Here is a 10,696-nt window from a genome sequence, read left to right as displayed (position 1 = left end):
TGGGCCGCCGCATTGGGCCCGTCCTGGGTGTTCTGCGGGTCGGGCGCCGTCTGGGCCATGATGGAGGTGGAGCCCGCCGACTTGGCGCCGTCGTCGTTCAGGGCCGTGCCGCCCAGGATCCCGCCCGCGCCGGAGGTGGAGTCCGACACCGTCGCCGGCGCGAAGTATTCCGCGATGCCGCGCTTCTGCTCCGGGCTGGTGGTGTTGATCAGCCACATCAGGAGGAAGAAGGCCATCATGGCGGTCACGAAGTCCGCATAGGCCACCTTCCAGGCGCCGCCATGGTGGCCGCCGCCGGAAACCTTCTTGACCTTCTTGATCAGAATGGGCCGATCGTCGGCTGCCATGGGGGTGTCCGGGGTGGAAGTCCCTTCGGCCATGCCATGGCGAGGGTTAAGATGCGGTTTAGGATGGAGGGGCGCATGCGGCTGGCATTCATCGGCCTGGGAACCATGGGCGCGCCCATGGCCGGCCACCTGGCGGCGGCGGGCCACACGGTCAGCGTCTACAACCGCAGCCCCGAGAAGGCCCAGGCCTGGGCGGCCGCCCATCCCGGCACCGCCGCCGCCACGCCGGCGCAGGCCGCCCAAGGCGCCGAGCTCGTCGCCCTCTGCGTCGGCAACGACGAGGACGTGCGCGGCCTGGTCCCGCAGATCCTGCCCGCCCTGGCCCCCGGCGCCATCCTCGTCGACCACACCACCACCTCCGCCGAGCTGGCCCGCGACATGGCCGCCCTGGCCGCCGCCTCTGGCCACAGCTTCCTCGACGCCCCGGTCTCGGGCGGACAGGCGGGGGCGGAGGCCGGCCGGCTCACCGTCATGTGCGGCGGCGACCCCGACGCCTTCGCCCGGGCCGAGCCGGTCCTGGCCGCCTACGGCCGCGCCATCCGCCTCATGGGCGGCCCCGGCGCCGGCCAGCTGACCAAGATGGTCAACCAGATCGCCATCGCCGGCGTCGTCCAGGGCCTGGCCGAGGCCCTGCACTTCACTCTTCGCGCCGGGCTTGACCCGACAGACGTCCTGGCCGCCATCTCCCAGGGCGCAGCCCAGTCCTGGCAGATGGACAACCGCTGGCCCACCATGGCGGAAGGGAAGTTCGACTTCGGCTTCGCCGTCGACTGGATGCGCAAGGACCTGGGCCTGGTGCTGGACGAGGCCGCCCGCAACGTCGCCCGGCTGGACCTGACCCGCCAGGTCGACGCCTGGTACGCCGAGGTACAGGCCCTCGGCGGCGGCCGCTGGGACACCTCCAGCCTCGTCACCCGGCTGGAGCCCCCCCGTTGAGCGTCATCCTCCACACCCCGCGCCTGGTGCTGGACGAGCTGGAAACCGACCGCGACGCCGACTTCATCCTGGCCCTCCTGAACGAGCCCGGCTTCCTGGAGAACATCGGCGACCGGGGCGTGCGCGACCTGGCCGGCGCCCGCCGCTATATCGAGGAGGGCCCCCGGGCTTCCTACGCCGGCTATGGCTATGGCCTGTGGCGCGCCACAGAGCGGGCAGGCGGCCGCCCCGTGGGCCTGTGCGGCCTGGTGAAGCGCGACGGCCTGAAGGACCCCGACATCGGCTACGCCTTCCTGGCCAGCGTGTGGGGCCGGGGCTACGCCTCCGAAGCCGCCCGCGCCTGCCTCGACCATGCCCGCCGCGCCCTGCGCCTGGGCCGCATCGTCGCCATCACCACCCCGGGGAACACCGCCTCGCAGGCCGTGCTGAAGAAGATCGGGCTGAAGGCGGCGGGCGTGGTGCGGCTGCCGGGGAAGGATGAGGACAGCGCGTATTTTGTGTCGGAGGGGTAGGGGGGGCAGTCGGTCCGATGCCAATGGACGCCGAAGCCCACCTCCCTTCCGCTCAAAGCCCGTCGGCAAACTGTTCCAGCTCGGCCACGGTGGCCACGAGGCCCTGCCGGGTCAGGGTTTCCAGATAGGCCTCCACCGAATAGGGCGGGTTCCTGAGGCGGGCGCGCACCTTCCTGACAGCGCTGCAAAAGAGACCAGGCGCAAGGCTCAACTGGTTGCAGAGAAATTCGTCCGGATGCAGCGCCTCGATGCCCAGGGGCGCAAGGGCCGCGTCGGGAAAGTGCTTGAGATTTTGCGTGACGATCACGTCGCAGCGCCCCGCGATCGCGGCGGCCAGGACGTGGCGGTCGTCGGGATCGGGCAGGGTCAAGGTCGGGATTAGCCTTTCGTAGCCGGTCACGACGGCGTCACGGGTGTACTGGTCCATCAGGTCGCGGGTGCGCTCCAGGGCGGCGCGCTCGCGGTGAGGCTCATTGCGAAGGAGCGCCTCTATCCACTCGCTATGGATGTCGGCGCTCCAGCGGGCCTTGAAGAGGTCCGTAACGGCCAACTGCAGAAGCAGGTCCCGCATGGGCGCGGGATAGAGGACGTTGGCGTCCAGAAGCGCTGAAAAGCGGCTCATGCAGGGCCATAGCCCATGTCCTGCGCCTGTGCGTCGGTCACAAGCTGGTCCAGAACGGCTTCCCGCTCACGGTCGATCCTCGCCTTGTAGGCCATGACGTCTTCCATGCGGATGCGACGATGCTTGCCCACCTTGCGATGGGGGATGGCGCTCTCCTCCAGTAATTTGATCAGAAAGGGGCGGGAGACGTTCAGGATCTCGGCGGCCTGCACAGTGGTGAGTTCGGCGTTTTCCGGGATCAGGGTGACGCCCCTGCCCGCGGCCATGGCTTCCAGTATGTCCATCAGCAGGGCGGCGGCGCCGGTCGGCAGCTCAAGAGGCTGGTCCTGACCCGCGTCGCGGACCCGAAGCGTAAGAGGGCGATGCCCCTGCGCATAGCGGGACAGAATCTGCCCGGACGTGCGTGCGAGTGCGGCGTCCTGCGCTGAGGGCGGGGGCTGGCGGTGGGCGAGAATGGCCATGGGAACCTCACTGTTCGTTCCCCAGTCTAGGCCTTAGATGCAATAAATGCAACAAACGCATTGCGTGCAATCAGGCGGCGAGGGGCGTGGTGCGGCTGCCGGGGAAGGACGAGGAGAGCGCGTATTTTGTGTCGGAGGGGTAGCGCGACAGAAGCGGTCGTGTATCCCGGCCAATCGCGACCTGTTCCGTCGTTGATTTCCTTCGGGAATCCCGGAGAGGCGCAAGGCACAGGCTCGCCGTGTGGGATTGCAGCGCAGGCCAAGCCTCTCTAACCCTTGTGTCCTGAATCTAGGCGCAAGTGCGGATCACTCCATGTCCCAGGAAATACGATCACTCATTCTCGCGCTGGTTCCGGCTTCGGGGAGCGCCGTCGGAAACAGTTCGTTGTTTTCAAGCCTGAGGCAGCAGGTTCCTGACCTGAGCGACGAAGACTACTGGGCAGCACGGGACCAGTTGATCGCCTCCGGCGTCCTGGCGCGCGGCAGGGGGCGTGGCGGTTCGGTGTACCGTGTTGCGACCAATCCACCAGATCTGAGACCTTCAGATGCCCCCTCCACGGCGGCAGGTGACATATCGCCATCCGACGACGAGTCCGATCAGCCCTATGTGCTCGAAGCCGATGAGATTTCACCTGGCTTCGTAGGTGCGCCAAGAAAGGCGTCCAAACGCACGCGCACCTCCCAATCTGAGCCAAAGCAGGTCTTGAGCTATCGCCACACCGAAACGCGGGCGAACAATCCCGAGGTGGGTATGGTCCACCCGGATAACGATCCGGACCAGCCCAAGACGATCTGGAAATACGATCCCCACCTCGATCCGGAACTGATGTTCGACAGCCAGCGCGGAGCGGTGGAGAAGCTGATCGACGATGCGCTGGCGTCAGGTGATGCCGACGCGATGCGCGATGCGCTGGTGGAACTGAAGCGGCTTCAGGAGCCTTACCTGAATTGGGCAGGCAAGGCCGAGGGGACGAGCTTCGCCGTCGATACCGTGTCGCTGCATGTCCATGAGCGGGTGGACCCGGCGACGATCCTTGCCAATGCCCGCAAGCGGTTGAAGGGTGAGAAAGCGGGTGAAGCATGGCGACAGGCCGACCTGTTCGCCGCCGCGTTCGAGAACCTGCCGCTGCGGCAAGCGCTGGATTTCTACCACCACGAAAAGGGCTGGTCCAACCGGCTGATTGCGGGTGACAGCCTTTTGGTAATGAACTCGCTGCTGCACAAGGAGTCGATGGCTGGCAAGGTGCAGATGATCTACATCGACCCGCCCTACGGCATCAAATACGGGTCGAACTTCCAGCCGTTCACCAACAAGCGCGACGTGAAGGACGGGGCCGACGCAGACCTCACGCAAGAGCCGGAGATGATCAAGGCGTTCCGCGACACGTGGGAACTCGGCATCCACTCGTACCTGACCTACCTGCGGGATCGGCTGCTGCTGGCCAAGGAATTGCTGCATGAGAGTGGCAGCGTGTTCGTGCAGATTTCGGATGAAAATCTTCATCACGTTCGTGAAATTATGGATGAAGTATTCGAAGCAAATAACTTCGTAGCAGTGATCAGTTTCGTGAAAACTGCTGGTCAGTCTGACTCTCGATTGGCGGGCGTTTCAGATTATTTGATCTGGTTCGCAAAAGACACGGCCAAGCTGAAGTACAATCAAATTTACAATAGCAAGGTGCTCGGGGCCGAAGGAGCAAGCGGATACAATCGCGTGCAAGAACCTAATGGCTTTCAGCGTTCATTGGCCAAGAATGAGGATATCTCGCAGTCAGCGTTGAAAGCTGGCTGGCGCATTTTCACATCGCAGAGCGTAGAAAGTCAAAGCCCAGGCACCAAGTACCCCGTGGATTTCCGGGGCATGACTGTGAACCCAAGCGGTTATTGGAAGACTCAAGAGTCATCGATGCCGAAACTTCGCAAGGCGGGCCGCTTGATGGTGAGTGGTTCAACGCTGCGTTACATTCGCTTTTTCGACGATTTTCCAGTCTTCCCAATCGTCAACCTTTGGCAAGACACGGGCGTGGCGGGCTTTTCTTCCAATAAGCGTTATGTTGTTGAAACATCAACGAAGGTCGTGGAGCGCTGCCTATTGATGACGACCGATCCCGGCGATTTGGTGTTTGATCCCACATGTGGTTCTGGGACTACTGCGTTCGTTGCAGAGAAGTGGGGACGACGCTGGATTACCTGCGATACCAGTCGTGTGTCGACAACTTTGGCAAAGCAGCGCCTAATGACAAGTAGTTTCGACTACTATCACCTCCGCTATCCGCAGGAAGGCTTGCGTGGCGGATTTGAATATCAAACGGTTCCTCACATCAAATTGAAGAGCATCGCAAACAATCAGGATATCGATACGATTTACGATGCCAAGCATCCGGCTATTGAGTCAGCACTCAACGTTCTCAATGATGCACTCCTTGAAGCCTCGGCTTCACCGATCAAAGTAACGGAGGGGGCGCGCAAAGGGAAAACAATCAAGTTTTCCGAGGGCCAGCGCTTGGAGGAGTGGGAGGTGCCATTTGCAGCGCCGGAAGACTGGCCGGAGACGGTTGGCAAGCCCTTTGCCGATTTTCATGTTGCCCGCTTGGCTATGCAGGCAGAAATGGATCGCTCGATTGCGGCCCACGCCAAACCTGAACCGCTCTATGATAAGCCGAAGGTGGACGAAACTCGCCTCCGCATTACCGGTCCATTTTCGGTGGAAGCCGTGCCTGCGCCCACAGTGCTTTCGCTGGACGAGTCGTCACCAACGGAGCAGGCGGACGTTACGGTTGCACGTTCAGGCGAAACCTCTCGCCAGACGCAGTGGCGTGATGAACTGATCCGTACCGGCATCCGCGCCAAGGGCGGTGCGATGCTGAAGTTCACCGACCTTGAGGCCATTCCCGGCGTCAAGCATCTCCATGCCTCCGGTACGCTGGACAGCGGGGAACGCGTCGTGGTCAGCTTCGGCCCGGAACATGCCGCGCTCGAACAGAAGCAGGTCGAACGCGCCATCGAAGATGCCCAGACCCTTGTCCCCAAGCCGAAGTTCGTGGTCTTCTGCGCTTTCACCTTCGATCCGGAGGCGGCGAAGGATGTCGACGAACTCAACTGGCCGGGCGTTACCCTACTCAAGGCCCAGATGAACACGGACCTGCTGACCGAGGACCTGAAGAAAGCCCGGTCGTCCAACCAGTCGTTCTGGCTGATGGGCCAGCCCGAGGTCGAGTTGAAGCCGGTGGGCGGTAACTGGCAGGTCGAGGTCCACGGCTTCGATTACTTCGATCCCCGCGAAGGGGCGCTGGTATCAGGCGGCAAGTCCAAGATCGCCATGTGGTCGCTCGACACCGACTATGACGGGCGCAGCCTGATGCCGCATCAGGTGTTCTTCCCGATGGCCGGTGCCAAGGACGGCTGGAACCGCCTGAAGAAGACGATCCGCGCCGAACTGGACGAGGACTTGCTGGAGCAATTCCACGGAACTGTATCCCTGCCGTTCGAGGCGGGGGACCATCGCCGGGTCGCGGTCAAGATCGTCGATGACCGGGGCATCGAGTCGCTCAAGATCATGAACCTGGAGTGACGGCGGTGGCCAAGCCCAAGTCGCTCATCATCAACACGCCGTTCGTGTGCCCGCAGCAGCATTGGGCGCCGAAGCAGGATGGTACGCTGGGAATCATCCCAGAGCGCCGCCCCGCCAGCTACGAAGTGTTCGACGCCCGGAACAACACCCGGCGGACCGAAAAGCTCGAACTGGTCGAGACGATCCGGGGGCGCGTCGATCAATGGCGAGAGGCCCGTTATCCTGGCGTGACCATCGTCACCCGCCGCCTTCTCGAACACTGGCATGACAACACGGCGCGGGAATATCCGTTCTACTTCTGTCAGCTTGAGGCCATCGAGACGCTGATCTGGTGCCTCGAAGCGGCGGAGGAGTACAAGCAGGGCATCTATGTGCCCGGCGATGGCGGGCCTTGGCAGCGCCTTTGCAACAAGATGGCGACCGGCGCGGGCAAGACCACGGTGATGGCGATGATCATCACATGGCAGGTGCTGAACGCGCTGACCTACCCCAAGCGGAACAAGGATTTCAGCCGGGCCATTTTCATCGTTGCCCCCGGCCTGACGGTGAAGGGGCGGCTTCAGGTGCTGATCCCCAGCGCGGGCAGCTATTACGACGAGTTCAACCTGTGCCCATCCGAGGCGCTACGGCAGAAGCTCAATCAGGCGGAAATCCTGATCGAGAACTGGCACACGTTGATGCCGGCATCGGAGCCGAAGCGTTCGGTGGTGAAGAAGGGGGCAGAGACCGACGAGGCGTTCACCCGCCGCGTTCTCGGCAAGCTGGCCGCGTTCAAGGATATTGTCGTTATCAACGACGAGGCCCACCACGCCTACCGCAAGCCCGCCGAGGTCAAGATCAGCAAGAAGCAGGCGGAGGAAGCCGGGATCGACCTCGATGAGGCTACCCGCTGGATCGAGGGGTTGGACCGGCTGCACAAGACCCGCCGCATCCAGCGGTGCTTTGATCTGTCGGCCACGCCGTTTGCGCCGACCGGAAAGGCCAGCACCGATACTGCCCTGTTCGAGTGGATCGTTTCCGATTTCGGCCTAAACGATGCGATTGAAGCCGGGCTGGTGAAAACGCCCCGTGTCGTGGTGCGGGACGATGCCATGCCCGACGCGAAGACCATGCGGTCGAAGCTCTACCATATCTATCGTGACCCAGCGGTGGCCGAGGACCTGAACCGCAAGGCCGAACCCCACGAAGCGCTGCCGAAGCTGGTCAAGGATGCCTACACGATCCTCGGGGCTGATTGGCGCGAGACCGCAAAGCAATGGGCCGACAGCAAGCATCATTCGCCCCCGGTCATGCTCACCGTCTGCAACCGGACGGAAACGGCGGCGCGCATCGAGCACTTCTTCAATCAGGGTGACTGCCATTGGCCCGAATTGCAGGCTCCTGGCAAAACCCTGCGCGTGGACTCCCGCGTGATGGAGAAGGCCGAGGTTGGCGAAACTGCGAGCGCGGACAAGGGGTATGAGGCCCGGCTGGAACAGGTGATCGACGAGGCCGCAATCCCCGAAACCAAGAAGGAACGCCTGCGGGCGATGAAGAAGGAGGAACTGCTCCGCGAGATCATCGACAATGTCGGCAAGCGGGGCGGTGCCGGTCAGAACCTCCAGAAGGTCATTTCGGTCGCCATGCTGTCCGAGGGCTGGGACGCTAAGAACGTCACCCACATCATGGGGCTGCGGGCGTTCACGTCGCAGTTGCTGTGCGAACAGGTTATCGGTCGAGGCTTACGCCGCGTCGGTTACGACAAGGACGAGAACGGGCTGTTCCTGCCGGAATACGTCAACGTCTTCGGTGTCCCGCTTTCGATCTACGAGCCGGGCGAAGGTGGCGATGCCCCGCCGCCGCCGAAGCCCAGCACCCAAATTGACGTGGTGCCCGACCGCGCCTCGCTCGAACTGAAATGGCCGAACGTTCTCCGCATCGAGACGGTAGTGAAGCCGGAACTGGCTGTTGAATGGTCGAAGGTCGAGCCGTTGACCCTCGATCCGGTTGCCACGGTCATCAGCGCCGAGATCGCCCCCGCGCTCGGTGGCGCTGCGGACATGAGCAAGGTGACGGCCATCGACCTGTCCTTGCTGCCAGAGGAGTTCCGTCTTCAGCGGCTGACATTCGTCGCCGCCCGCAAGGCGTTCGCCGAACTGAAGGCCAACTTCAAGGGCAATGAGGAATACCTCGTCTTTCAGCTTATCCGGCTGGTCGAGACTTTCCTGCGGTCGGACAAGATCGACATTCCATCGTTATTCCACAGTGACCCGATCCGCCGCCGTATCCTAATTGCGCTGAACATCGACTTGATCGTGAGGCATGTTCTCCGGTTCGTGACCGAGCAGAACACCACCGCCCTGACGCCGGTGTTCGACGAAGAGAACCCGATTGGCAGCACAAGCCAGATGCGGGCTTGGTTCACCACCAAGCCGACCATGCCCACCGGCAAATCCCACATCAGCCATGTCGTCGGCGACTCAGCTTGGGAGCAATACGCCGCCAACGTGTTCGAGAGTCGTGGGGACGTGATCGGCTATGCCAAGAACGATCATCTTGGATTTCAGGTTCACTACCTCTGGCAGGGGTCGAGACGTAGGTACCTCCCGGACTTCCTGGTCAGGCTCGCCAACGGCCTAACTCTAGCTCTTGAAATCAAGGGCGAGGACAGTTCGCAGAACAGGGCTAAGCGAGATGCGCTCTCGGAATGGGTTCAGGCCGTAAACTCAACCAACGGCTTTGGTCAGTGGGCATGGGACGTTGCATTTACGCCTGCCGAGATACACGACTTGGTTACGAAGCACGCTGCCCTCACGAGCGCAAATGGGGCTGGGATAGTTGCCTCGACCTAATCCTACGCCCCCAACAACCTTGCCGCCTGCGGCGCAAAGTACGTGATCACACCCGTCGCGCCGGCGCGCTTGAAGGCGGTGAGGCTTTCCAGCACGGCGCGGTCCTCGTCCAGCCAGCCGTTGGCGCCGGCGGCCTTGATCATGGCGTACTCGCCCGAGACCTGGAAGGCGAAGGTGGGAACGCGATAGGCCTCCACCACCCGGCGGACGATGTCGAGATAGGGCAGGCCGGGCTTGACCATCACCATGTCGGCGCCCTCGGCGATGTCCAGGCCCACCTCGCGCAGGGCCTCCTCGGTGTTGGCCGGGTCCATCTGGTAGGTCTTCTTGTCGGCCGGGTTGTCCTCGGGGCCGGAGCCCAGCTTTCCCGAGCCGATGGCGTCGCGATAGGGGCCGTAGAAGGCCGAGGCGTACTTGGCGGCGTAGGACATGATCATCACGTCCGGGTGGCCGGCGCTCTCCAGGGCGCCGCGCAGGGCGCCGATGCGGCCGTCCATCATGTCGGAGGGGGCGAGGATGTCGGCCCCGGCCTGCGCCTGCATCAGGCCCTGGGCGACCAGGCGCTCGATGGTGGCGTCGTTGGCGATCCGGCCCGAGCGGATCAGGCCGTCGTGGCCGTGGGTGGTGAAGGGGTCGAGGGCCACGTCGCACATGATGCCCACCTCGGGGGCGGCGTCCTTCATGGCCTTCACCGCCCGGGGGATGACCCCGCCCGGGTCGGCGGCCAGGCTGCCCTCGGCGTCCTTCCGGGCGCCGTCGATGTGGGGGAAGATGGCGATGGCCGGAATGCCCAGCCGGCGCGCCTCCACGGCGGCCCGGGCGCAGTCCTTCACCGACAGGCGGCTGACGCCGGGCATGGAGGCGACGGGAACCTCGCCCTCGCCCTCGTGCACCACCATCGACCAGATCAGGTCGGCGGGGGTCAGCACGGTCTCGCGGACCAGGCGGCGGATCCAGTCGGCCTGGCGCAGGCGGCGCAGGCGCAGGGCGGGGTAGGGGGCGAGGGGCGGCGGGCTCATGCCCTGCGGTCTCGCGCAAATGGGGGTGGGGTGCAAGGGGCGCGGCGTTGCCAAGCCGGCGTTGACAGAGGGGGGCGCGAGGCTCCAGACGGCGGGGGGGCCTGAAACGGGGAGACCGGATGGACTTTGCGCTCAACGACGACCAGGCGGCCATCCAGGCGGCGGCCCGCGCCTTCGCCGAGGCCGAGCTGGCGCCCCACTCGGCCCGCTGGGACGAGGAAAAGGTGTTCCCGGTGGCGACCCTGCGCGCCGCCGCGGCCCTGGGCTTCGCCGGGCTCTACGTGCGCGAGGAGGTCGGCGGCTCGGGCCTGTCGCGGCTGGACGCGGCCCTGGTCTTCGAGGAGCTGAGCCGGGGCGACGTGTCCGTGGCGGCCTACATTTCCATCCACAACATGGT

Annotated in this window: 9 protein-coding genes; 5 read left to right on the top strand and 4 right to left on the bottom strand. The window is 64.0% G+C overall.

Translation table 11 applies throughout. The features are described 5' to 3' along the window. Positions 1-347, bottom strand: a 347-nt coding sequence (locus INE98_RS10900) for a flagellar motor protein MotB (protein WP_293538884.1), incomplete at its 3' end; no start/stop codon positions are given. Positions 348-422: 75 nt separating this feature from the next. On the opposite strand from INE98_RS10900, the gene INE98_RS10895 reads away from it, so the two are divergent. Both INE98_RS10895 and INE98_RS10890 read left to right on the top strand, forming a co-directional pair. Next, entirely contained in the window at positions 423-1,283 is an 861-nt protein-coding gene (locus INE98_RS10895; protein WP_293538883.1) for an NAD(P)-dependent oxidoreductase, read from the top strand. Further along, the gene (locus tag INE98_RS10890) at positions 1,280-1,795 is read left to right on the top strand and encodes a GNAT family N-acetyltransferase (protein ID WP_293538881.1); all 516 of its coding nucleotides are present in this window, start codon (positions 1,280-1,282) and stop codon (positions 1,793-1,795) included. The genes INE98_RS10895 and INE98_RS10890 overlap by 4 nt, the downstream gene beginning before the upstream one ends. 52 nt (positions 1,796-1,847) lie before the next feature. Here the strand turns inward: INE98_RS10890 and INE98_RS10885 are convergent, their stop codons facing one another. Both INE98_RS10885 and INE98_RS10880 read right to left on the bottom strand, forming a co-directional pair. Beyond that, positions 1,848-2,417 carry a putative toxin-antitoxin system toxin component, PIN family gene (locus tag INE98_RS10885; RefSeq protein WP_293538880.1) on the bottom strand — a complete coding sequence of 190 codons (570 nt, stop codon included), beginning with the start codon at positions 2,415-2,417 and terminating at the stop codon, positions 1,848-1,850. Then, the gene (locus INE98_RS10880) at positions 2,414-2,878 is read right to left on the bottom strand and encodes a helix-turn-helix domain-containing protein (RefSeq protein ID WP_293538878.1); all 465 of its coding nucleotides are present in this window, start codon (positions 2,876-2,878) and stop codon (positions 2,414-2,416) included. The genes INE98_RS10885 and INE98_RS10880 overlap by 4 nt, the downstream gene beginning before the upstream one ends. A gap of 313 nt (positions 2,879-3,191) precedes the next feature. Between INE98_RS10880 and INE98_RS10875 the strand changes: the two genes are divergently transcribed. Both INE98_RS10875 and INE98_RS10870 read left to right on the top strand, forming a co-directional pair. After that, on the top strand, positions 3,192-6,449 hold the full coding sequence (locus INE98_RS10875) for a site-specific DNA-methyltransferase (protein WP_293538877.1): 3,258 nt from the start codon (positions 3,192-3,194) through the stop codon (positions 6,447-6,449). A 5-nt stretch (positions 6,450-6,454) separates the two neighbouring features. Further along, complete coding sequence (locus INE98_RS10870; protein WP_293538875.1) at positions 6,455-9,280, top strand: BPTD_3080 family restriction endonuclease; 2,826 nt, start codon at positions 6,455-6,457, stop codon at positions 9,278-9,280. 2 nt (positions 9,281-9,282) lie between these two features. Here INE98_RS10870 and hemB read toward each other — a convergent pair whose 3' ends face one another. Beyond that, positions 9,283-10,299, bottom strand: coding sequence for a porphobilinogen synthase (gene hemB, locus INE98_RS10865; RefSeq protein WP_293538873.1), 1,017 nt, complete (start codon positions 10,297-10,299; stop codon positions 9,283-9,285). 119 nt (positions 10,300-10,418) lie between these two features. On the opposite strand from hemB, the gene INE98_RS10860 reads away from it, so the two are divergent. Further along, positions 10,419-10,696, top strand: a 278-nt coding sequence (locus INE98_RS10860) for an acyl-CoA dehydrogenase family protein (RefSeq protein WP_293538871.1), incomplete at its 3' end; no start/stop codon positions are given.

The sequence above is a fragment of the Phenylobacterium sp. genome (assembly GCF_020253645.1).
Lineage (GTDB): Bacteria > Pseudomonadota > Alphaproteobacteria > Caulobacterales > Caulobacteraceae > Phenylobacterium.
This window is presented reverse-complemented; position numbering and strand designations above follow the sequence as displayed.

Excerpts from the sequence above, each read along its gene's own strand:
- INE98_RS10895 (WP_293538883.1), top strand. The coding sequence starts at position 423 with ATGCGGCTGGCATTCATCGGCCTGGGAACCATGGGCGCGCCCATGGCC.
- INE98_RS10885 (WP_293538880.1), bottom strand. The coding sequence starts at position 2,417 with ATGAGCCGCTTTTCAGCGCTTCTGGACGCCAACGTCCTCTATCCCGCG.
- INE98_RS10880 (WP_293538878.1), bottom strand. The coding sequence starts at position 2,878 with ATGGCCATTCTCGCCCACCGCCAGCCCCCGCCCTCAGCGCAGGACGCC.
- INE98_RS10875 (WP_293538877.1), top strand. The coding sequence starts at position 3,192 with ATGTCCCAGGAAATACGATCACTCATTCTCGCGCTGGTTCCGGCTTCG.
- hemB (WP_293538873.1), bottom strand. The coding sequence starts at position 10,299 with ATGAGCCCGCCGCCCCTCGCCCCCTACCCCGCCCTGCGCCTGCGCCGC.